A 21,837-nucleotide genomic window follows, 5' to 3' on the forward strand; every position below is an offset into this window, starting at 1 on the left:
CTTCCCCGGATTGGCCATGGATGGCTTCACTTTCCAAGCCACAGAGTGTCATGGGACAGGCCACCGATACCACCAGGGGGACATCTTGACCACACAGGACATACCGCAGGTAGTGCCGCCGCGTCGCCTCGGCCGACGGCTGACCCAGCTCTACACCGGGCTCGCGCTGTACGGCGCCAGCTCCGCTCTCCTCGTGCGGGCGGGCCTCGGCCTGGAGCCGTGGAACGTGCTGCACCAGGGCCTGGCGGAGCTGACCGGTCTGACGATCGGTGTGGTGTCGATCGTCGTGGGCGCGATGGTGCTGCTCCTGTGGATCCCGCTGCGCCAGCGCCCCGGCCTCGGCACGGTCTCCAACGTGTTCGTGGTCGGCATCGCGATGGACGCCACCCTGGCCCTGGTGCCCGAGGCGCACACCATGGCCGTGCGGATCCCCCTGCTCGTCGCCGGGATCGTGCTCAACGGTGTGGCGACCGGCCTCTACATCGCGGCCCGGTTCGGGCCGGGCCCGCGCGACGGCCTGATGACGGGGCTGCACCGCCGTACCGGACGCTCGGTCCGGCTGATGCGGACGGTGGTCGAGGTGGCGGTGCTGGCGACCGGCTTCGCCCTCGGCGGCACGGTGGGCGTGGGCACTCTCCTGTACGCGCTCTCCATCGGCCCGCTGGCCCAGTTCTTCCTGCGCCTGTTCGCCGTCCCCTCGGAATCCGGCAGCACGGTCGTTGCCACCGGTCCATCGAAGCGGGCCATACTGCCCGGGTGACCGCCCCCATACGCCACCCCTACCTCGACCATCCGGGCCCGATCGCCTTCGCCCACCGGGGCGGGGCGGCGGACGGCCCGGAGAACACCATGGCCCAGTTCCGGCGGGCGGTGGAGTCGGGCTACCGCTACATCGAGACCGATGTGCACGCCACGCTCGACGGCAAGCTCGTCGCCTTCCACGACTCGACGCTGGACCGGATGACCGACGGGGCGGGTCGGATAGCCGACCTGCCGTGGAAGGACATCCGCCACGCGCGCGTGGCGGGCGTCGAACCGGTCCCTCTCTTCGAGGAACTCCTCGAAGCCTTCCCCGACGTCCGCTGGAACGTCGACATCAAGGCGGAGCCCGCGCTCCACCCCCTCCTCAACCTCGTCGCCCGCACCGAGTCCTGGGACCGGGTCTGCGTCGGCTCCTTCTCCGAGTCCCGGGTCGCCCGCGCCCAGCGCCTCGCCGGCCCGCGTCTGGCCACCTCGTACGGCACGAGCGGCATCCTGGGGCTGCGGCTGCGCTCCTGGGGCATCCCCGCGTCGGTGCGCCGCTCGGCGGTCGCGGCGCAGGTGCCGGAGTCCCGGTCGGGGGTCCCCGTGGTGGACCACCGGTTCGTGCGCGCCGCCCACGCGCGCGGGCTGCAGGTCCACGTCTGGACCGTGAACGAACCGCAACGTATGCACCGGCTCCTGGACCTGGGCGTCGATGGCATCATGACCGATCACATCGACACGCTGCGCAAGGTGCTTGAGGACCGGGGGACCTGGGTCTGACGCGCTCGCGCGGCCCGTTTCACGGGGAAGCGAGGGGCACGGGTGGGCACCGACACCGTGCGGACGGACGCGGCCGACGAGGCCGCGGGCAGACGGCGCGAACAGCGTGGCTGGTACTTCTACGACTGGGCCTGCTCCGTCTACTCGACCAGCGTCCTGACCGTGTTCCTCGGCCCCTATCTGACCGAGGTCGCCAAGTCCGCCGCCGATCCGGACGGTTACGTCCACCCTCTGGGCATACCGGTGCGGGCCGGCTCCTTCTTCGCGTACTCGGTGTCCCTGTCGGTGATCCTGGCCGTCGTGATCATGCCCCTGGTCGGCGCGGCTGCCGACCGCACGGGCCGCAAGAAGCCGCTCCTGGGCACGGCCGCCTATGTCGGGGCCGGCGCGACCGCCGGAATGTTCTTCCTGGACGGCGACCGCTACCTCCTCGGCGGCATGCTGCTGATCGTCGCGAACGCGGCGCAGTCCGTGGCGATGATGCTCTACAACTCCTACCTCCCCCAGATCGCGCCCCCCGAGGAACGCGACGCCGTGTCCTCCCGGGGCTGGGCCTTCGGCTACGCGGCGGGCGCCCTGGTCCTGGTCGCGAACCTGATCCTGTTCACGGCCCACGACTCCTTCGGCGTCTCCGAGGGCATGGCCGTCCGTATCTGCCTGGCCTCGGCGGGCCTGTGGTGGGGCGCGTTCACCCTGATCCCGCTGAGCCGCCTGCGCGACCGAGGCGCGCCGAAGGGCAAGGCCGCGGGGTCCGAGGAAGGGGCGACGGCCCCCGGTCTGCGCCAGCTCGTCGCGACCATCCGCGACATGCGCCGCCACCCGCTGACCCTCGCCTTCCTCCTCGCCTACCTCGTCTACAACGACGGCATCCAGACGGTGATCTCCCAGGCCTCGGTGTACGGCTCCGAGGAACTCGACCTGGAGCAGTCCACGCTGATCGTGGCGGTCCTGCTGGTGCAGATCCTGGCGGTGGGCGGCGCCCTCGGCATGGGCCGGCTCGCCCGGCGCTACGGCGCCAAGCGCACGATCCTCGGCTCCCTGGTCGCCTGGACCCTGATCCTCGCCGCCGGTTACTTCCTCCCGGCGGGCGCACCGGTCTTCTTCTTCGTCCTCGCCTCGGGCATCGGCCTGGTGCTCGGCGGCAGCCAGGCCCTCTCCCGCTCGCTGTTCTCGCATCTCGTACCGGCCGGCAAGGAGGCCGAGTACTTCTCCGCATACGAGATGAGCGACCGCGGGATGAGCTGGCTGGGCCCGCTGCTGTTCGGTGTGACCTACCAGCTGACCGGAAGCTATCGGGACGCGATCATCTCCCTGGTGGCCTTCTTCGTCCTGGGATTCGCCCTGCTCGCGAGGGTTCCGGTGCGCCGGGCGATCAGCGACGCGGGCAATCCCGTTCCGGACAGGATTTAGCGCCGGGAGCGAAAGGGCTGTAGTGTACGCGTTTGGCCTGCCAGGCGTACCGTTACTGCGCGTCAAAGATGCCGAAACGCTGGGTGACATCTGCTGTCAGATGTGGCAAACCGGGCGCCGGTGGGTACAACAAGGGCGGCTACGACGGCGACGCATGACCCGGAACGGGACACGGAACGGGAATCTTTACCGCCGACCGGACGTTGACCGGATGACGACGACAGCGACACCTGTCCTGTGGGCGACAAGCCCGGGAGGCACGATTCATGAGTGAGCGAGCTCTTCGCGGCACGCGCCTCGTGGTGACCAGCTACGAGACGGACCGCGGCATCGACTTGGCTCCGCGCCAGGCCGTGGAGTACGCATGCGAGAAGGGGCACCGCTTCGAGATGCCCTTCTCGGTCGAGGCGGAGATTCCGCCGGAGTGGGAGTGCAAGGTCTGCGGGGCCCAGGCACTCCTCGTGGACGGCGACGGCCCTGAGGAAAAGAAGGCCAAGCCCGCGCGTACGCATTGGGACATGCTGATGGAGCGGCGCACCCGTGAGGAACTCGAAGAGGTCCTCGAAGAGCGCCTGGCGGTTCTCCGCTCCGGCGCGATGAATATCGCGGTACATCCGCGAGACAGCCGCAAGTCCGCGTGACCCGCCCCTTTGGGGGTTAGGCGGACCACACAGCGCAACCGATGACCGAGGGCGCCGTACGAACCTGTACGGCGCCCTCGGTCTTCGGCGTGGCCTTCAAGGGGCGCGGGGAACCGCGCGAGAAGCCCCACCGGACCCGCGCTGTGGGGGTCCGGTGGGGCGCAGCCACTGGAGGATGGGACGGGTAGGGGCGGCGGGGGGCGAGAAAACGCCTCAGCGGTTCAGCGGCGGACGGGGCGGCACATCCCCTGAGCCCGCGGAGCCCTCGTCGTCCCGGATGACCTCCCCCGGCACGACCTTGCCGTCGGGCCGATGCATCCGCGCCTGCTGAAAGGCATCCCCCAGCCCCCCAGCCCCGGCCTCGCGAATCTTCCGCTCGAAGGTCCGCTCGGCATACCGCCCCAACGCCTTCTGCACCGGCGGAATCAACAGCACCAGCCCCACCGCGTCGGACACCAGCCCCGGCAGCATCAGCAACAGACCCCCCAGCATCAGGAACCCGTTGCCCTCGCTCTTGCCGGCCTCGGCCTTGGGCGCGCCCACACCCCCCTGCTGCTGTTGCAGCGTCTCGGACAGCGCCCGGAACGCCCGCCGTCCGGCCCGCTTGACCACGGCCGATCCGACGAGGAACCCGGCGACGAGCAGCAGAAAGACCGTGAACCCACCGGCCGCGTCCGCGACCACCGTGAGCAGCCAGATCTCCAGCACCAGCCAGGCGGCGACACCCAACGGCAGAAACGTGCGCAGCCGGGAACGCCGGGGCCGGGCGGGGTACGTGGAGGACGGAGCGCCAGTCGTCATGCTCCCAGTGTGCCTGGCCCTGGCTCAGCACGGGATAAGGGGCTGATCAGGCTCAGGCCCGCTTGTCGTCCCGCCCGAGCACCTTGCCGACCCGCTCCCCCACGCCCCACGCCGTGACCCGCCACAGCGCCTCGACGAGGATGTCCCGGCTCATCTTGGAATCGCCCAGTTCGCGCTCTACGAAGGTGATGGGGACCTCGACCACGTGGTAGCCCGCCTTGACCGCGCGGCGGGCGAGGTCGACCTGGAAGCAGTAGCCCTGGGAGGCGACCTCGTCGAGGCCGAGCCCTTCGAGGGTCTCGCGGCGGAAGGCCCGGTACCCGCCGGTGACGTCGCGCACGGGGACGTCGAGCAGGACCCGGGAGTAGAGGCTGCCGCCGCGGGAGATGAACTCGCGGGACTTGGGCCAGTTCACCACGCGCCCGCCCGGCACCCAGCGGGAGCCGAGGACGAGGTCGGCGCCCTTGAGCGCGGTGAGCAGCCGGGGCAGTTCCTCGGGCTGGTGCGAGCCGTCGGCATCCATCTCGATGAGGACGCCGTAACCGTTGTCCATACCCCAGTGGAAGCCCGCGAGGTAGGCGGCGCCGAGACCTTCCTTGCCCTTGCGGTGCAGCACCTGGACGTGATCGTCCTCGGCGGCCAGTTCGTCGGCGAGCTTGCCGGTGCCGTCGGGGCTGTTGTCGTCGGCCACCAGGACGTACGCGTCGGGGACGGCCTTCCGCACCCGGCCGACGATCGCCTTGATGTTCTCCGCCTCGTTGTAGGTCGGGATGATCACCAAGGCCTTGCCGAGCGGGCCGAACCGCCTCTCCTGGCCTTCCGCCGCGAGCGTCCCGTCGCCGTCGTTCACTGCTGCCCCTTCAAGTCCTCCGTGCGCAGGGGACCACCATAGTGGCCACGGCCTGCGCGGGAGTGTCGGCCGGTGTCCAGAGGGGTGTCGATTCAACAGGGGGTGTGCGGGAGCGCGCTCTGCGTAGCATGTGCGTCTCCACAGAACCAATCTCGCGCCAACACGGGGCGGAGTACAGATGTCGTCCGCTGCGGATGGGGGCCCGACGCCCTTCGGGCCGACCTGGGACCCGCTGGCTGCGGGTCGACCGAAAGCCGTTGTCTACTGAGCGTCCGGGCCCCACCCGGGTCGCACCTACCCGACCGAGCCGGAACGTTCCCTCGCCGAAGCGCGGCCCCTGGGCCTGGCTGCCAGTGGCGGTGCGCCGGTACGGCACATCACCCCTGACCCAGCGGCGCTCCGACGACCGTGCGGAAGTTCCCCGGTCGGACGTCCGGTGGTGGACCCGGCAGAACCTACCCGTCCCCTGCGTCCCACTGTCAACCGCCCTTTGACCTGCGCAATCTCCCTCAAGTGCCTGGTCGTGGGGGAGGAGCCGCAGGTCGCGCGGCGCGCCGCCGGATCATGGCCGGCTCCACGCCGTTCCGGGAGATCACTCGCCCGGCCGTACGAAGACCGTTCGCCCTGCCACCACGGTCCGCAGACAGACGGGCAGGTCGGTGCCGGGGCTCAGGTCGGGCAGGCCGGGCGTGCCGGAACGGGGGTCGGTGGACCAGCGGGCGACCCGGTCGTCGGGGGCCTGGACGACAAGATCGCCGGTGTGCCACACCGCGTAGTCGGCGGGCGCGCCCGGTACGAGGACGCCCGCGTCGTCTCGTCCGACCGCCCGCCAGCCACCCCGCGTATGCGCCGTGAACGCGGCGCGCACGGACACCCGGTGCTCCGGCGTGCGGTGGAAGGCCGCCGCGCGGACGGTGCCCCAGGGGTCGAGGGGGGTGACCGGGCTGTCGGAGCCGAAGGCCAGGGGTACGCCGGCGCGCAGCAGCGCCGCGAAGGGGTTGAGGGTACGGGCGCGGTCCACGCCCAGCCGCTGGGCGTACATGCCCTCCTCGCCACCCCAGAGGGCGTCGAAGGCGGGCTGGACCGAGGCGGTCAGGCCGAGTTCGGCGAAGGCGGCGACGGTCTCGGGGGTGAGCATCTCGGCGTGCTCGACGCGATGCCGGGCGGCCCGCACCCGGGCCGGGCCGACCTTCTCGGCGGCCTCTCGCACTCCCTCGACGACCGAGGCCACCGCGGCGTCCCCGATGGCGTGGAAGCCCGCCTGGAGGCCCGCCTCGGTGCAGGCGACCACATGGGCGGCGACGGCCGCCGCGTCCAGGTAGGCCGTGCCGGTGTGGGCAGCGTCCGCGTACGGCGCGTGCAGGCACGCGGTGTGCGAGCCGAGGGCGCCGTCGACGAAGAGGTCGCCGGCGGCTCCGACCGCCCCGAGGGCGCGCGCCTTCTCCACGTCGCGCTCCGCCCAGTACCCGACCACACGGGGGCCCGGCTCCTCGGCGGCGAGCCGCAGCAGGCCGGTGAAGTCCTCCTCGGAGGAGATCTCGGGGCCCGCGCACTCATGGACCGAGCCGATGCCGAGCGAGACGGCGTGCGCCAGGGCGGCGCGCTGGGCCTCGGTGCGCTGGGCGGGGGTGATGGCGGCGAGGGCGGTGGCGCGTACGGCGTGGTGGGCGTCGCGGGTGAGCGGGGCGTCCTCGAAGGTGTCGGCACCCGGGACCAGGTCGAGCAGGGCTGTGGTGGCGACCGCCGAGTGGACGTCGATCCGGCTCAGGTAGAGCGGGCGCCCGCCGGTGGCCTCGTCGAGTTCGGCGCGGGTCGGGGGGCGGCCACCGGGCCAGCGGGCCGCGTCCCAGCCGTGGCCGAGGAGGACGCGGTCGGCCGGGCGGGCGGCCGCGAATTCCCGTACGAGAACGAGGGCGGCGTCCAGGGTGGGGGCGGTGGAGAGGTCGAGGCCGGTGAGGGCGAGGCCGGTGGCGGTGGTGTGTACGTGGGCGTCGGTGAACGCCGGGGTGACCAGGGCGCCTTCGAGGTCGATCACCTCGTCGACGCCGGGGGCGAAGGCGTCGGCGGCGCCCTCGGAGCCGACCCAGGCGATCTGGCCGTGCTCCACGACCATCGCGGTGGCGAACGGGTCGGCGGGGCTGTGGACTTCTCCGCCGCGTAGCAGCACGGTCTTCGACGGGGCGGTGCGATCACTCATGGGGACAGTTTCGCGTGTGTGCGGTGCCGCGGTGCACTTGGGCCGGGGTTACAAGGCACCCGGCGCTGTCCGCTGTGCCCACCCTCCCCCACTCTCGGCTTCGCTCGAGCGGGAGGTGCCCCCATCGCCCTGCGGAACGATTGCCCACAGCGGTGAGCGGACAGGAGGGAAGCGGCGGCAGGCGGCAGGCGGCAGGCGGCAGGCGGCAGGCGGCAGGCGGCCGAGGAAAGTCGGCAGGCGGCCGGGGGTTCAGATTCTTGGGGGTCTTGCCTCGTACGGGGTCGACAGGACGACCGTCGTGCGGGTCGAGACGCCGGCCAGGGAGCGCAGGCGGGCCAACAGTTCCTCCAGTTCGTGCGGGGTCGCCACGCGGACCTTGAGGATGTAGTTCTCGTCGCCCGCGACGCTGTGGCAGGCCTCGATCTCCGGGACGCCGGCAAGGCGTTCTGCGATGTCGTCGGGGGCGCTGGGGTCGAAGGGTTTGACCGAGATGAACGCGGTCATCGGCAGCCCGACGGCCTCCGGGTCGACGACCGCGGCATAGCCCCGGATGACGCCACGCTGCTCAAGTCGGCGGACACGCTGATGCACCGCCGACGTGGACAGGCCCGTGGCCTTGCCCAGGTCGGTGTAGCTCATCCGCCCGTCCGAGACGAGCAGCTGCACGATCTGTCGGTCCAGCTCCTCCATGGCGCAAGAACCTACAGGGCGCTTGATCTCGTCCGGTACCTGAGCGGCGCAGGTCATGCCCGGTTCGTGATGTGGCTGGGAGTTGCCTGTGAGCCATACGGGTGACATCGTCACCGTACTGGGCATCTGCGAGCGGCATGTGACGAAGACCACAGCACCCGAACAGGCTTCGTGATGATCTCGTGATTACCGCCGAGACCCGGCGGGAAGTGCTTGCTGTGGTCGAGGCCGCAGTGCCTTACGGCCCAGCCCGAGGGGGAGAATCCCATGCAGAGTCTTAAGCGCCCTGGTCGTACCGCACCCAAGCGTCTCCAGGCGGTCATCGAGCCCGAGCCGGAGGGTGTCGAACCGGACGACGAGTTCGACGCGTACGACACCTTCGAGTTGTACCGGGTCGTGTGCCCGGACTGCGCTCAGCCAATCGCCCTGTTGTCCGACGAGGACAACCTGCCCGAGCACGCGCTGGTCGTGTCGCCGTGGAACCCGTTCGGGCTCACGGTCTGCGCCGGCACGGGCCGTTCGGCCGACGACGCCCGGCCCGCGGACGAGACCGTCGAGCCGCAGGAGCAGGACACCGCCCTGCTGTTGACGCTCCCTCAGGGCCTCGACTGGCGGACCCAGCCCTTCTCGCACGTGGGCGGCCCGGGATCGCGCCCGATGCGGGTTCCGGTACTGCGTCGTCAGCAGCCCGAGCAGCGCCAAGCCGCCTGATTCCAGGGCCGGTTCGGCCCACTGTCGCCACGCGCCCCGGCGGGCGGGACCCGTCCTGCCCCGTTCGGTTCGGGCGCGAACTCAGTCGCGATTCCCGGGAGCGGTGACCCGTTCGCCCTCGCCCGCGTTGGCCCGGTATGACCCCAACTTTTTCGGTGACCGGGAGTCGGCGTCACATCTTCGTGCCGGCTTCGGCAGAATCGCTTCCGCAGGGTTCGGCCCCGCATCAGGACCCGCCCATCTACCGGGCCCTGATGCGGACTTGGGCGGACCGCGGCCGTACCCTGCCGGGGCGTCACGATCCGGAGTGGGTGCGGCTGGCGACGCCGCCGAGCGGCCTCGACCAGTTCGGCGGAACCCTGGATCACTTCGCCGCGTCGGACCCCTTCGCCGCGTCCGACTTCTTCCGCGGTTCGTTCAGCGTGACTCGGGCCCCGCGAGGTGCCGGGCGATGACCATCCGCTGGATCTGATTGGTGCCCTCGACGATCTGGAGCACCTTCGCCTCGCGCATGTACCGCTCGGTGGGGAAGTCCGCCGTGTAGCCGTACCCGCCGAGGATCTGCACGGCGTCCGTGGTGACCTTCATCGCGGCATCGGTGCACAGCAGCTTCGCCATGGCCGCCTGCCGGGAGAACGGCCTGCCCGCGTCACGCAGCCGGGCGGCGGAGAGGTAGAGCGCGCGGCCCGCCTCTATCTGCGTCGCCATGTCCGCGAGCATGAAGCGCAGGCCCTGGAAGTCGGCGATCGGCCGCCCGAACTGCTGCCGCCCGGTGGCGTAGGCGATCGCCTCGTCCAGGGCGGCCTGGGCCACGCCGATCGCGCAGGCGGCGATGCCGAGGCGCCCGGAGTCGAGTGCGGACAGGGCGATCGCGAAGCCCTGGCCCTCCTCGCCGATGCGCCGGCTGTCGGCGACGCGCACCTCGTCGAAGTGGAGTTGCGCGGTGGGTGAGCCCTTCATGCCCATCTTCTTCTCGGGCGCGGCGGCGCTCAGCCCCTCGGCGTCGCCCGGCACCAGGAAAGCCGTGATGCCCCGGGAGCCGGAGCCCTCACCGCCGGTGCGGGCCATCACCGTGCAGAAGTCGGCGATACCGCCGTGGGTGATCCAGGCCTTGGTACCGCTGATCACCCAGTCGTCGCCGTCCCGCACGGCCTTGGTCCGCAGGGACGCGGCGTCCGAGCCGGAGGAGGGCTCGGAGAGGCAGTACGCGCCGAGCAGCCCGCCGCCGAGCATCGCCGGCAGATGCTCGACCCGCTGCTCCTTGGTGCCGTAGTTGGCGAGGGCGTGGCAGGCGAGGGTGTGGACGCTGACACCGAGTCCGACGGTGAGGCGGGCCATGGCCAGCTCCTCCAGCGCCTGGAGGTAGACCTCGTACGGCTGGTCGCCGCCGCCGTGTTCCGAGTCGTACGGGAGACCGAGCAGTCCCGACTCCGAGAGCAGGCCGAAGAGTTCACGGGGGAAGCGGCCGGCGTCCTCCTCCTCGGCCGCGTGCGGGGCGATCTCCCGCTGCGCGATCTCGCGGACGAGCGAGATCAGATCCCGGGCCTCTTCCGTGGGCAGTTGACGGTCCACCGGCTGCGCGGCGCGATCGGGCATGGCGACGCTCTCCTTCCTGTCGAGCACTGCGGCGGACGCCCACCGGGGATGAGGTGGTGCCGCCGGGTCTCACGTGCCACTGCCGATGGTCCTCCTCCGGATCACGGAAGCCGCTGATCAGCGGCGGTGGCGCTTGGAGTATGCCCGATCCGGAGCAGTGAGTCACCAGTTAACGAGCGTTTATCAGGACACATTCGGCGGCCCGTCGAGCCCTGTCGGGAATCAGCCCGAACCATTGACCGAAGTGGTCTAGTCCTCTACGGTCTCCCCCAGCAACGCGCCACCGCGTTCATGCCAATCGGCACAGCAGGTCCAGGCAGCACCCTCCCCGTCACGCTCCCCTCCCCCGGAGTCACGATGCTCAGACCGCACAGCTCCCGCGTCCCCGTCAGGACGCTTGTCGCCGCCACGTGTTGCGCCGCCCTCGGCGCCGGCCTCCTCGCCGGGGCGGGCACCGCGACCGCCACGCCCGCGAAGCCCGGCCCCGCCTCGCACGCGCCCCGCGCGACCGACTCGAAGGTCGTCGGCTACTTCATCGACTGGGGCATCTACGACCGCAAGTACTACGTCAAGAACATCGAGACGTCGGGCTCGGCGAAGAAGCTCACGCACATCAACTACGCGTTCGGCAACGTCGTCGACGGCAAGTGCGCGCTCGGCGACGCCTGGGCGGACACCGACAAGCCGTTCACCGCCGAGGAGTCCGTGGACGGCGTCGCCGACACCGCGGACCAGTCGCTGAGCGGCAACTTCAACCAGCTGCGCAAGCTGAAGAAGCTGCACCCCCAGCTCAAGATCGTCTGGTCGTTCGGCGGCTGGACCTGGTCCGGTGGCTTCGGCGAGGCGGCCAAGGACCCGAAGGCCTTCGCGGACTCCTGCTACGACCTCGTCGAGAACTCCCGGTGGAAGGATGTCTTCGACGGCATCGACATCGACTGGGAATACCCCAACACCTGCGGCCTGACCTGCGACACCAGCGGCAGGGAAGCCTTCGAGGACGTGATGGCCGCCCTGCGCAAACGATTCGGCAAGAAGGAGCTCGTCACCGCGGCGATCACGGCCGACGCCAAGCCCGGCGGCAAGATCGACGCGGCGGACTACGCGGGCGCCGCGAAGTACGTCGACTGGTACAACCCGATGACCTACGACTACTTCGGCTCATGGGACGCGACCACCGCCCCGCACTCGCCGCTGTACGCGTACCCGGGCATCGCCGACAAGCACTTCAACTCCGCCGCCACCATCAAGAAGCTGAAGAGTCTCGGCATCCCGTCCTCCAAGCTGCTGCTCGGCATCGGCTTCTACGGGCGCGGCTGGACCGGCGTCACCCGGTCGGCGCCCGGCGGCACCGCGACCGGCCCGGCGGCGGGGACGTACGAGGCGGGCTACGAGGACTACAAGGTGCTCAAGAAGATCTGCCCGGCCAACGGGATCGTCGGCGGCACCGCGTACGCCAAGTGCGGTGACGACTGGTGGAGTTACGACACCCCGGCGACCATCAAGGGGAAGATGGCCTACAAGAACGCCCAGAACCTCGGCGGCACCTTCTTCTGGGAGCTGAGCGGCGACACGGCGAACGGTGAGCTGATCAAGGCAATCAAGTAACCGTCACGACGGGGGACTTGGGGTGGGGGTCGGTCGGCCTCCACCCCGAGTGCGTTTCCCGGGAGTTGTCGCGCCCGCCGGGCGCTCAGGTGTCGCGGCGGGCGGGCGCCGGGGCGAGGTAGGCCGGGGCCAGCTCCTCGATGGCGCGCAGTGAGCCGCCGAGCATCTTGACGAGCAGATCGCGCATGGTGTCGCGGGGCAGTTCCGGGCGGTCGATCCAGTCGAGGGTGGCTCCCTCGACCGCGCACACCCAGCCGAACAGGCCCATCCGGGCCACGGGTTCGATGTCGCTCCGGCCGTACGCGCCCTCGGCGATGGTGGCGACGATCGCCTCGCGGACGCCGTCCCGGATGGCGTGCACCTGGGTGTCGAAGCCGACTCCGCCGCTGACGATCGTGCGGTAGGCGGCCTGATTGTCCTCCGCGTACCGCAGATAGCACTCTATGGTCCGGTGCACCCGCTCCACGGGCGGCAGTTGGAGGCCGCTCGCGGCGAACGTGATCAGATCGGCGACCGAGTCCTCGACGATGGCGAGGTAGTAGCCGCGCTTGGACTTGAAGTAGTAGTAGATCAGCCCTTTGGCCACGTGCGCCTGACGCGCGATGTCGTCCATCGACAAGGTGTCGTACGACGTGTCGGCGAACAACTTGCGCCCGATGGAGATGAGTTCGGCGCGGCGCGCCAACGATCGGTCGGTGCCGCGGGCCCGCGGCGGTTCGACACCACGCTGTTGACTACTATTCAATTTCGGTCCTGGTCTCCAACTGCCAGCGGGACAACCGCAGTATGGCAGACCCTCACCACCAGCTTGTTCGACTCCGATCGACAGAATCGAGCGGCGGATCAGGTCACAGCAGACCCAGCTGGGTCACCAGCATCGCGACGACCACGACCAGGATCCAGCCCGTCAGTTGCTCGACGATCTTCGGGCCGTGGTCCTGGGGGCCGCCCGTGCCGGTGCGGACGCGGGTGGCGGTGGCGGAGGTCGCGGTCATGGCAGCTCGCTGGTGTGATCGGCGTGTGGTGGGCTCCCCCACCGTTCCGTCCACCTTGCCACCGCGTGGGCGGTTCGCGGCCGAGAGCTTGGTCACACGACGAGGCGGCCCCCGGTCTCCCGGGGGCCGCGCCGTGTCGAGGTGCTCCGTCAGACGACGCCCACCGCCGCGAGCGCCGCGCGCTGGCGGGACGTGGGGTACGCCGGGAAGTACAGATAGCAGACGCCACCGGTACCGGAGACGACCTTGCCCGCGGCGTTGTACCGCTTTGTCCGCAGCCAGATGTTCTCCCACTCGCGCCGGCGGTAGACCCGGCGCACCGCCTCGTTGGTCGGCGAGTTCGGGTCGTTGGCGATGACATCGCCGTCGGCGGTGAAGCCGATCACCGTCATCAGATGCCCGGCCGTGCCGTAGCCCGCTCCCGTCAGCTCCTCCGCCAGGAACGACTGGGAGGTGATCGCCGGGATGCCCGCCGCGATCAGGGTCTCCAGATCGGTCAGCGAGCCCAGCCGGGTCACCACGCCCTGGATGTCCTTGTAGGTGGCGGCGTACGCGGCGTTGAACGGCCAGTTGCCGCAGCCCTCGTACTGGTAGTCGAAGGTGAACCGCGCCGCGTGGCACACCTGCGGGTCCGCGTACGCCGGGTTCACCCAGGCCAGCTCGGTGGCGCTGGGCCTACGGCCCCAGAACTCTATGATCATCTGCGAGGACGTGGGGCTGCACCAGGCCTCGCCCCCGTTGTCGTACTCGGGGTACTGGCCCTTGTGGGTCTCCTGGGAGTAGCGCGGGACGTTCAGCTCCCGCGCGAGCCCCGGCGCGGAGGCCGGGACGGTGAAGCGGTCGGGCACGTCGGAACCCATCGCGCCGAGCCGCCACACCGTGGGGGTGAGCCCGGTGCCGGGGGTGCGGTGGAGGGTCAGCCGCAGCCGGTACGAGGCGAGACGCAGGCCCGTGGCCGGGTCGTCGATGGCGAAGGTGTCCGTCCAGACACTGCTTCTGCCGTCCTCCTGGCCATCGACGGAGGTCCGTCTGATGTCCTGGTCACCGGCCGCCCACCGGCCGAGCACGTACCAGGGCGTGTCCGTGCCGTCGGAGTACGTGCCCTTCAGCTCGATCTGGATCCAGGTGCCCGCCGGGGTGCGCGCGTTCCAGGACGCGATGACCTCGACGGCGGGCACGGTGAGCGTGTGGACCGGCGAGGTCCAGGTCGCGTACTCCCAGGCGGCTGTCCGCCCGGTGTGCGGGTCGGTGTAGTCGGTGGTGCCGAGCGGCGCGTCGATCACCAGCCCCGGCCGCTCCCCCGCCTTGGCGCAGGTGCCCTCGGCGCCGCCGGAGCGCCAGTCGGAGTACGAGGTCCAGGCGCGGTTGTCCACGAGGCGGGCCGGCGCCCGCCCGGCGCCCGCTGGGGCGTCGGCCGGGCCGCTCATGGTGTCGGCGGCGGCCCGACCCGTCGATCCTCCGGCCGCCGCGGCGGCGGTGGCGGTGGCGACGGCTGCGGTCAGGACGGTCCTGCGGGACGGCTCGGAAAGGCTCGTCATCTGTGGGAGACCCCCAGTGATCCGGAAGGAACGGTTCAGACGCACGGCTGTTCGCCCACTATGAAGGTCGGGGAAGGACTTCTGCCAGCACCTCGCGCCCCGGCGCGCCCACCGATATTGGTCGACACCACTGGCGTGCGCCCAGGTCGCCCGGCACGGTGTTCAATCCACCTATGCACGCCTCCCCCGCCCCCGCGGATCCCGCCGTCGACGCCCTCGCCGCCCGGCTGCGACAGCTGCCGCCCTCCTGCGGGCCGGTCCGGCTGGTGGCGGTCGACGGACACGCCGGCTCCGGTAAGAGCACCTTCGCCGGACGGCTGGCCGACGCGCTCGGCGGCGCCCCGGTGCTGCACCTCGACGACATCGCCACGCACGAGGAGTTGTTCGCGTGGACCGATCGCCTCCTGGACCAGGTGATCGAACCGCTGCGGAGCGGGCGGAGCGCGCGCTACGCCCCGTACGACTGGCGTGAGCGCGGCTTCGGCCCCGCGCGCGTGCTGCCCTCGGCGCCCGTGATCGTCGTCGAGGGGGTGGGCGCGGGCCGGCGTGCGCTGCGGCCGTATCTGGCGCGGCTGGTGTGGATGGAGTTGCCGGAGGAGCGGGCCTGGGCGCGTGGGCGGGCGAGGGACGGGGAGGAACAGAGCGAGTTCTGGGCCGGATGGGTCAGGGCGGAACGTCGGCATTTCGCCGAGGATCCTTCTCGGCCGTTTGCCGATCTCCTGATTCGGCCGGGAAGCACGGGGTACGAGGTGCTGGCGGGACCTGCGTCGACTCCCGGATCGACACGTCGTCTCACTCAGGGTGACGGACCATCCGCAATGTGCTGAACTTGTGAAGGCGACTGTCCGAGAAGTTCTGTGAGAGCCCCAACTCGGCTTGACCGGGGGGCCGTACAGGTCTTACGTTCTGAATGTGCGGTCATTCGTCACCGCCCAGAGACGCGAAGCCCCCGGTTGTTCCCCCGTGATCGGGGGCTTCGTTCTGCCCTCTTCCGGCTTTTCCGGAACCGCAGGGGCACGATTCCTTCACCCTCGGTCACCGTCCGCAATGCGCCCCGTCTGCTCCCACCTCGTCAGACGAGGGCTGCGGCACCCTTCGAAGGGCGACCGACCCGCAGGTACGATGCCCAAGGTGCGACCTTCGGACGGCAGCGACAACGCACCGGCGCAACTCCCGTCCGCGGCACAGCGGTTCGACGAAGGCTGCCGACGGGCACCGGCCCGTTCGGTTTCCAACGGGGGCACGGTTTGTGGGGGACGTGATGGACTTCGGCTCGCGGGGCCCCGAGGCACCGGCCGATCTCGCCTGGCTGCGCGGCGTGGACGCCTACACGATGGGCGCCTATCCGCAGGCGGAGGAGGAGTTCCGCGCCGCGGTGCGGATGGATCCGGGGATGGCCGACGGCTGGCTCGGGCTGCACGCGCTGCGAGTGGACACGACGACCGCGCTGCTGAGGATGTTCCGGCACCGGGAGCGCTTCGGGGAGCAGCGCTCCCGGCACCGCCGCACCCTCAACTCCTGGTACTGGCTGGGCTGGTGGGTGCAGCCCGTGCTGGAGAGCCCGCGTGATCTGCTCCTCGCGCACGCCTCGCACTGGCTGGACGGGCGCCATGTGCCCGAGCTGGACCGGGCGCTCGCGGGGCTGCCACCGGTCGACGCGGATCACCAGGTGCGCTTTCTGCACGCCTGTCGCGCCTATCTGGTCAAGGACTGGGAGCAGTTGGTCCGGCACACCGATCCGCTGATCGACGATCCGCTGCTGGGTATCGAGGCGGGCCTGTTCGGCGGGATGGCCCGGGTGCGGCTGGAGACGTACGGGCAGGCCGAGCCGCTGCTCTCCGCCGCGCTGATGCGCTGCCGCAGCGAGCAGCCGCAGCGCAAGGAGCTGCGGTACTGGCTGGCCCGCGCCCATGAGGGCACCGGACGCAGTGCCGCCGCGCTGCCGCTGTACCGGGCCGTGCACCGGGTCGACCCCGCCTTCATGGACACCTCCGCGCGGCTCGCGGCGATCGCCGAGGGCGACGGGTACGACGACGAGGCGAGCGACTTCGCGGCGATCGCGCTCGCCGGGATCGGGCAGGACGTGCTCGACGGCGACGGGCTGGAGCCGTTCTTCGACCCCGAGGGCCGGGACGTGAAGGTCTCCGATCCCGGGCTGCCGCCGCCGGGCGGGCTGCCGCCCGAGGCCGGCGACACCTTCGTACGGGAGAAGTCCGTGGTGCCGGTGGAGCCGCTGTCGCTGCCGGCCGGGCCGACGGATCCGGAGCTGCTGGAGGAGGCGCTCGCCGAGCTGGAGCGCATGGTCGGTCTTGAGCCGGTGAAGCGGCAGGTCAAAGCGTTGTCCGCGCAGCTGAACATGGCCCGGTTGCGGGCCGGGCAGGGGTTGCCGGTCCAGCCGCCCAAGCGGCACTTCGTCTTCTCCGGGCCGTCCGGGACCGGGAAGACGACCGTGGCGCGAATACTGGGCCGGGTGTTCTACGCGCTCGGGCTGCTGGGCGGCGATCATCTCGTGGAGGCGCAGCGCGCGGATCTGGTGGGCGAGTACCTCGGGCAGACCGCGGTGAAGGCCAACGAGCTGATCGACGGCGCGATCGGTGGGGTGCTGTTCGTGGACGAGGCGTACTCGCTGTCCAACACCGGGTACGGCAAGGGCGACGCGTACGGGGACGAGGCGCTTCAGGTGCTGCTGAAGCGGGCCGAGGACAACCGGGATCATCTGGTCGTGATCCTCGCGGGGTATCCGGAGGGGATGGATCGGCTGCTGGCCGCGAATCCCGGGCTTTCCTCGCGCTTCACGACGCGCGTCGACTTTCCGTCCTACCGGCCGTTGGAGCTGACCTCGATCGGGGAGGTGCTCGCAGCGGAGAACGGCGACGTGTGGGACGAGGAGGCGCTCGACGAGCTGCGGTCGGTCGCCGGGCATGTCGTCGATCAGGGGTGGATCGACGAGTTGGGGAACGGGCGGTTCCTGCGGACGCTGTACGAGAAGAGCTGTGCGTATCGGGATCTGCGGCTGTCGGGGTATCCGTCGATTCCCACGCGGGACGATCTGTCGACGCTGCGGCTGCCGGATCTGATGCAGGCGTACGGGGAGGTGCTGTCGGGGCGGGGGCCAGGGGGGCCGTCGGCGGTGTGACCTTCTCGCCTTCGGGGCTCCGCCCCGGACCGCGTTCGCGCAGTTCCCCGCGCCCCTGGAAAGGGGCGCGGGGGCGGGGTCAGCCGGCCAAGGCCTCCTCCGGGGTGTCGCTGAGCCGTGGCTCCGTCACCCGGACCGGCTGGACCTCCCGGTGGGCCGGGTCGCGGACCTCGCCGACCAGGAGTTCCAGGACGTCTTCCAGGGCGACGAGGCCCAGGACCTTGCCGGAGGCGTCCGCGACCTGGGCCAGGTGGGTGGCGGCGCGCCGCATGACCGTCAGCGCGTCGTCGAGCGGCAGTTCCGCGCGAAGGGTGGTCATGGGGCGCCAGATCTGCTGGGGGACGGCACGCTCGGAGTCCTCCAGGTCGAGGACGTCCTTGACATGGAGGTAGCGGCCCATGAAGGCGCCGTTCTCCGCGACCACCGGGAAGCGGGAGTAGCCCGTGCGCGCGGTGAGGGCCACCACCTGGGCGGGGGTCACCGAGGGGACCACCGTCACCAGGGAGTCGCGCTTGAGCAGGACGTCCGTCACCGGGCGGGAGCCCAGCTCCAGCGCGTCCTCCAGGCGCTCCTGCTCCTCGGGGTCGAGCAGCCCGGCCTGACCGGAGTCCTCGACCAGCCGGCCCAGCTGGACGCTGGTGAAGACCGCCTCGACCTCGTCCTTGGGCTCGACGTGGAAGAGCCTGAGGACGACACGGGCGCAGGCGCCGAGGCCGACCGTGACCGGCTTGCAGAGCCGCGCGAAGGCCACCAGCGCGGGGCTCAGCCACAGCGCCGTCTTCTCGGGCGCGGCCATCGCCAGGTTCTTCGGCAGCATCTCGCCGATGACGAGGTGCAGGAAGACGACCACGGCCAGGGCGATGACGTATCCCAGGGGGTGGATCATCCCGTGCGGCAGGTGGATCGCCTCGAACAGCGGTTCCAAGAGCTTTGCCACCGTCGGCTCGGCCACCGCGCCCAGTGTCAGCGAGCAGACGGTGATGCCGAACTGGGCCGCCGCCATCATCTGCGGCAGGTTCTCCAGACCGTAGAGGACCTGCCGGGCCCGCGCGGTCCCGAGCGGTTCGATCTGGCTGCGGCGGACGGAGACGAGGGCGAACTCGGCGCCGACGAAGAAGCCGTTGGCGAGCACGAGGAGCAGGGCGAACAGGAGTTGGAGCACGCTCATCGGGCCGCCTCCAGGACGGAGGCGGGGTCCGTGACGGGGGCGGTGCGCACGAGGCGTACGCGCTCCGCCCGGTAGTGCCCGACCTGGCGCACCGCGAGCCGCCAGCCCGGCAGCTCGGCGCGGTCGCCGGGGGCGGGGATACGGCCGAGGAGGTCGGCGACGAGGCCGGCGACCGTCTCGTACGGGCCGTCGGGGACGGCGAGGCCGATGCGCTGGAGCATGTCGACCCGGCAGCTGCCGTCGACGTCCCAGGCGGGGCGGCCGTCCTCGGGCGGGGCGGCGGCGAGTTCGGGCAGGTCGTGCCCGTCGTGCTCGTCGCGGACCTCGCCGACCAGTTCCTCGACGATGTCCTCCAGGGTCACCACCCCGGCCGTGCCGCCGTACTCGTCGACGACGACGGCGATGGGCTGTTCGCTGCGCAGCCGGGCCAGCAGCGGCTGCACGGGCAGCGACTCGGGGACGAGCACGGGGGCCTTGGCGATACGGCCGACCGGGGTGTGCAGCCGGTCGTGGGCCGGGATCGCGAGGGCGTCCTTGAGGTGGACCATGCCGACGATCTCGTCGATCCGCTCCCGGTAGACGGGAAAGCGGGAGAGGCCGGTGGCCCGGGTGAGGTTGACCACGTCCTCGGCGGTGGCCGAGGACTGCAGGGCGCTGACCTTGACGCGAGGCGTCATCACGTTCTCCGCGGTCAGGTCGCCCAGGGAGAGGGTGCGGACGAAGAGATCGGCGGTGTCCTGTTCCAGGGCGCCGGCCTGGGCCGAGTGCCGGGCCAGGGAGACCAGTTCGCCGGGGGTGCGGGCGGAGGCCAGTTCATCTGTGGGTTCGACGCCGAAGGCGCGGACCAGGCGGTTGGCGACCGCGTTGAGGCCGGCGATGACCGGGCGGAAGAGGCGGGAGAAGACGTGCTGGGGGCCGGCGACGAAGCGGGCGACCTGCATCGGCCTGGACACCGCCCAGTTCTTGGGCACCAGCTCGCCGATCACCATCTGCACGGCGGAGGCCAGCAGCATGCCGACGACCACGGAGACGCCGGACACCGCTCCTTCCGGTATGCCGATGGCGGTGAAGGGGCCGTGGAGTATCTCCGCGAGCGCCGGTTCGGCGAGCATGCCGACGACGAGGGAGGTGATGGTGATGCCGAGCTGGGTGCCGGAGAGCTGGAACGACAGCTCCTTGAGCGCGCCCACCACCTTGTGGGCCCGGCGGTCGCCCTCGGCGGCGGCCTTCTCGGCCTCGGGCCGCTCGACGGTGACGAGACCGAACTCGGCCGCCACGAAGAAGCCGTTGGCGAGGATCAGCAGGAACGCGGCTCCGAGGAGCAGCAGGGGGATGGTCATGCCGCCGCCTCGATGTGCCGGGAGGGGGCGGCGCAGGTACTACAGGACGATCCGTCCATCGCTGGAGGGAGTCACTCCTCGACTAGCAGGGAGCCTCCGCCTTCCCGATGGTGCGGCGGAAGCGGAGGCGGAGGCGCAACGAAAACGCCTCCGCCAACAGATTAATCAAGACATGGGCCGGTACGGCAGGGGCGAAAGCCCTGAGTCGTCCCCGATCTTGCCCGGGGTCAGCCCTGACGCCGCTCGGGTTCGGTGACCGACCGGGCCTCCACCAGGGCGCGGAGGGTCCGGGCGTCCTCGATGGCGCGCTGCTTGGCGATACCGGGCTGGATGCCGAGCGCGGGCAGGCTGGTGCCGTCGGTGAGGTCGAGGAAGACCCAGGGGTCGCCGACCCGCAGATTCACCTGCACGATCTCCGCCCAGCCCAACTGCCGCCTGGCGGTGATGTTCACCACGGTCACCCCGGACTCGTCGGCGACCACCCGGGGCCGGGAGAGCAGGCCCAGCACCCCGGCGAGCAGGGCCGCCGTGAAGACGAAGCTGAGCCGCTCCCCGGGACCGAGCGTCGGCAGCAGCAGGGCGACCACCGTGATGACCACGAAGATCGCGCCCGCGGCGGTGAGCAGCACGGCCCGGGTGCGGCCCGGCCGGAAAGTGACCGGCAGGGCGGGGAGGGAGGACTGGTCCGGCATGGCGTACGACTCCCCGGCCGTCAGAGGCGGCAGGCGTGGATGGCGGTGGTCAGGATGGCCCTCGCGCCGATGTCGTACAGGTCGTCCATGATCCGCTGGGCCTCCTTGGCGGGGACCATGGCGCGGACGGCGACCCAGCCCTCGTTGTGCAGCGGGGAGACGGTCGGGGACTCCAGACCGGGGGTGAGGGCGACGGCCTTCTCCAGCTGCTCGACGCGGCAGTCGTAGTCCATCATCACGTAGGTCCGGGCCACGAGGACGCCCTGCAGCCGGCGCAGGAACTGCTGCACCTTGGGCTCGTTCTCCGAGCTGTCCGCGGCCGTGTCGGCGCCGACACGGCGGATGACGACGGCCTCGGACTTCATGATCGGGTCGCCGAAGACCTCCAGGCCCGCGTTGCGCAGCGAGGTGCCGGTCTCGACGACGTCGGCGATGACCTCGGCGACGCCCAGCTCGATCGCCGTCTCGACGGCGCCGTCGAGGTGGACCACGGAGGCGTCGATGCCGTGGTCGGCGAGGTGCGCGGCGACGATGCCCTCGTACGAGGTGGCGACCGTCTTGCCCTTGAGGTCCGCGAGGCCGTTCGCCGCGCCGGGCTTGGAGGCGAAGCGGAAGGTGGAGCGGGCGAAACCGAGGGGGAGGATCTCCTCGGCCCTGGCGCCGGAGTCGATCAGCAGATCGCGGCCGGTGATGCCGATGTCGAGGCGGCCGGAGGAGACGTAGATCGCGATGTCGCGGGGGCGGAGGTAGAAGAACTCCACCTCGTTGGCCGGGTCGACGATCCGCAGTTCCTTGGACTCCCGGCGCTGCTGGTAGCCGGCCTCATGCAGCATCTCCCCCGCAGGTCCGGACAGGGAACCCTTGTTGGGGACGGCGATGCGCAGCATGAGGCGAGCTTCCTTCGTTCGTTTGTGCGGGTGTGGGTGGGTGCGGAAGGGACGGC

20 protein-coding genes are annotated in these 21,837 nt (G+C 70.9%); 8 read left to right on the forward strand and 12 right to left on the reverse strand.

What is annotated here, in order from left to right:
• The first annotated feature begins 85 nt into the window (after nucleotides 1-85).
• The 4 genes from yczE to F9278_RS06590 all read left to right on the forward strand — a co-directional run bounded on the left by yczE (nucleotide 86) and on the right by F9278_RS06590 (nucleotide 3,575).
• A complete protein-coding gene (gene yczE / locus F9278_RS06575) occupies nucleotides 86-760 on the forward strand; it encodes a membrane protein YczE (protein WP_226966657.1) in 675 nt (224 codons plus the stop codon).
• Nucleotides 757-1,524 carry a glycerophosphodiester phosphodiesterase gene (locus tag F9278_RS06580; RefSeq protein WP_152167426.1) on the forward strand — a complete coding sequence of 256 codons (768 nt, stop codon included), beginning with the start codon at nucleotides 757-759 and terminating at the stop codon, nucleotides 1,522-1,524. The genes yczE and F9278_RS06580 overlap by 4 nt, the downstream gene beginning before the upstream one ends.
• Nucleotides 1,525-1,566: 42 nt before the next feature.
• The gene (locus tag F9278_RS06585; protein ID WP_152167427.1) at nucleotides 1,567-2,934 is read left to right on the forward strand and encodes an MFS transporter; all 1,368 of its coding nucleotides are present in this window, start codon (nucleotides 1,567-1,569) and stop codon (nucleotides 2,932-2,934) included.
• A gap of 266 nt (nucleotides 2,935-3,200) precedes the next feature.
• The gene (locus tag F9278_RS06590; RefSeq protein ID WP_003977404.1) at nucleotides 3,201-3,575 is read left to right on the forward strand and encodes an RNA polymerase-binding protein RbpA; all 375 of its coding nucleotides are present in this window, start codon (nucleotides 3,201-3,203) and stop codon (nucleotides 3,573-3,575) included.
• Nucleotides 3,576-3,788: 213 nt separating this feature from the next.
• Here the strand turns inward: F9278_RS06590 and fxsA are convergent, their stop codons facing one another.
• From fxsA to F9278_RS06615, 4 genes are all read right to left on the reverse strand, one after another.
• Nucleotides 3,789-4,376 (reverse strand): FxsA family membrane protein, encoded by a 588-nt coding sequence (gene fxsA / locus F9278_RS06595; protein WP_152167428.1) that lies wholly within the window; start codon nucleotides 4,374-4,376, stop codon nucleotides 3,789-3,791.
• A gap of 52 nt (nucleotides 4,377-4,428) precedes the next feature.
• Entirely contained in the window at nucleotides 4,429-5,226 is a 798-nt protein-coding gene (locus tag F9278_RS06600) for a polyprenol monophosphomannose synthase (protein ID WP_152167429.1), read from the reverse strand.
• Nucleotides 5,227-5,818: 592 nt separating this feature from the next.
• Complete coding sequence (locus tag F9278_RS06605) at nucleotides 5,819-7,423, reverse strand: amidohydrolase (protein WP_152167430.1); 1,605 nt, start codon at nucleotides 7,421-7,423, stop codon at nucleotides 5,819-5,821.
• A 249-nt stretch (nucleotides 7,424-7,672) separates the two neighbouring features.
• Entirely contained in the window at nucleotides 7,673-8,113 is a 441-nt protein-coding gene (locus tag F9278_RS06615) for an Lrp/AsnC family transcriptional regulator (protein WP_037701295.1), read from the reverse strand.
• A gap of 267 nt (nucleotides 8,114-8,380) precedes the next feature.
• Between F9278_RS06615 and F9278_RS06620 the strand changes: the two genes are divergently transcribed.
• The gene (locus tag F9278_RS06620) at nucleotides 8,381-8,824 is read left to right on the forward strand and encodes a hypothetical protein (RefSeq protein WP_152167431.1); all 444 of its coding nucleotides are present in this window, start codon (nucleotides 8,381-8,383) and stop codon (nucleotides 8,822-8,824) included.
• 417 nt (nucleotides 8,825-9,241) lie between these two features.
• Here the strand turns inward: F9278_RS06620 and F9278_RS06630 are convergent, their stop codons facing one another.
• Nucleotides 9,242-10,420: an acyl-CoA dehydrogenase family protein gene (locus F9278_RS06630; RefSeq protein ID WP_152167433.1), complete on the reverse strand. Its 1,179-nt coding sequence runs from the start codon at nucleotides 10,418-10,420 to the stop codon at nucleotides 9,242-9,244.
• A gap of 357 nt (nucleotides 10,421-10,777) precedes the next feature.
• On the opposite strand from F9278_RS06630, the gene F9278_RS06635 reads away from it, so the two are divergent.
• Nucleotides 10,778-12,025, forward strand: a complete 1,248-nt coding sequence (locus F9278_RS06635) for a glycoside hydrolase family 18 protein (RefSeq protein WP_152167434.1) — start codon at nucleotides 10,778-10,780, stop codon at nucleotides 12,023-12,025.
• Between the two features lie 85 nt (nucleotides 12,026-12,110).
• On the opposite strand, the gene F9278_RS06640 is transcribed toward F9278_RS06635, so the two are convergent.
• The 3 genes from F9278_RS06640 to F9278_RS06650 all read right to left on the reverse strand — a co-directional run bounded on the left by F9278_RS06640 (nucleotide 12,111) and on the right by F9278_RS06650 (nucleotide 14,558).
• Nucleotides 12,111-12,770: a TetR/AcrR family transcriptional regulator gene (locus F9278_RS06640; protein WP_193241392.1), complete on the reverse strand. Its 660-nt coding sequence runs from the start codon at nucleotides 12,768-12,770 to the stop codon at nucleotides 12,111-12,113.
• A 103-nt stretch (nucleotides 12,771-12,873) separates the two neighbouring features.
• Nucleotides 12,874-13,020 carry an SCO1431 family membrane protein gene (locus F9278_RS06645; protein ID WP_152167436.1) on the reverse strand — a complete coding sequence of 49 codons (147 nt, stop codon included), beginning with the start codon at nucleotides 13,018-13,020 and terminating at the stop codon, nucleotides 12,874-12,876.
• Between the two features lie 149 nt (nucleotides 13,021-13,169).
• The gene (locus F9278_RS06650) at nucleotides 13,170-14,558 is read right to left on the reverse strand and encodes a peptidase C39 family protein (RefSeq protein WP_152167437.1); all 1,389 of its coding nucleotides are present in this window, start codon (nucleotides 14,556-14,558) and stop codon (nucleotides 13,170-13,172) included.
• Nucleotides 14,559-14,731: 173 nt separating this feature from the next.
• Between F9278_RS06650 and F9278_RS06655 the strand changes: the two genes are divergently transcribed.
• Both F9278_RS06655 and F9278_RS06660 read left to right on the forward strand, forming a co-directional pair.
• Nucleotides 14,732-15,385, forward strand: coding sequence for a uridine kinase family protein (locus tag F9278_RS06655; RefSeq protein WP_152167438.1), 654 nt, complete (start codon nucleotides 14,732-14,734; stop codon nucleotides 15,383-15,385).
• A gap of 434 nt (nucleotides 15,386-15,819) precedes the next feature.
• Nucleotides 15,820-17,694, forward strand: a complete 1,875-nt coding sequence (locus F9278_RS06660; protein WP_152167439.1) for an AAA family ATPase — start codon at nucleotides 15,820-15,822, stop codon at nucleotides 17,692-17,694.
• A gap of 79 nt (nucleotides 17,695-17,773) precedes the next feature.
• Here the strand turns inward: F9278_RS06660 and F9278_RS06665 are convergent, their stop codons facing one another.
• The 4 genes from F9278_RS06665 to hisG all read right to left on the reverse strand — a co-directional run bounded on the left by F9278_RS06665 (nucleotide 17,774) and on the right by hisG (nucleotide 21,781).
• The gene (locus F9278_RS06665; RefSeq protein WP_152167440.1) at nucleotides 17,774-18,862 is read right to left on the reverse strand and encodes a hemolysin family protein; all 1,089 of its coding nucleotides are present in this window, start codon (nucleotides 18,860-18,862) and stop codon (nucleotides 17,774-17,776) included.
• A complete protein-coding gene (locus tag F9278_RS06670; protein ID WP_152167441.1) occupies nucleotides 18,859-20,202 on the reverse strand; it encodes a hemolysin family protein in 1,344 nt (447 codons plus the stop codon). The genes F9278_RS06665 and F9278_RS06670 overlap by 4 nt, the downstream gene beginning before the upstream one ends.
• 227 nt (nucleotides 20,203-20,429) lie before the next feature.
• Nucleotides 20,430-20,894, reverse strand: a complete 465-nt coding sequence (locus F9278_RS06675) for a PH domain-containing protein (RefSeq protein ID WP_152167442.1) — start codon at nucleotides 20,892-20,894, stop codon at nucleotides 20,430-20,432.
• A 20-nt stretch (nucleotides 20,895-20,914) separates the two neighbouring features.
• On the reverse strand, nucleotides 20,915-21,781 hold the full coding sequence (gene hisG / locus F9278_RS06680; RefSeq protein WP_152167443.1) for an ATP phosphoribosyltransferase: 867 nt from the start codon (nucleotides 21,779-21,781) through the stop codon (nucleotides 20,915-20,917).
• Between the last annotated feature and the right edge of the window lie 56 nt (nucleotides 21,782-21,837).

Origin of the sequence: Streptomyces phaeolivaceus, assembly GCF_009184865.1 — a bacterium.
In the GTDB taxonomy this organism is placed as follows: domain Bacteria; phylum Actinomycetota; class Actinomycetes; order Streptomycetales; family Streptomycetaceae; genus Streptomyces; species Streptomyces phaeolivaceus.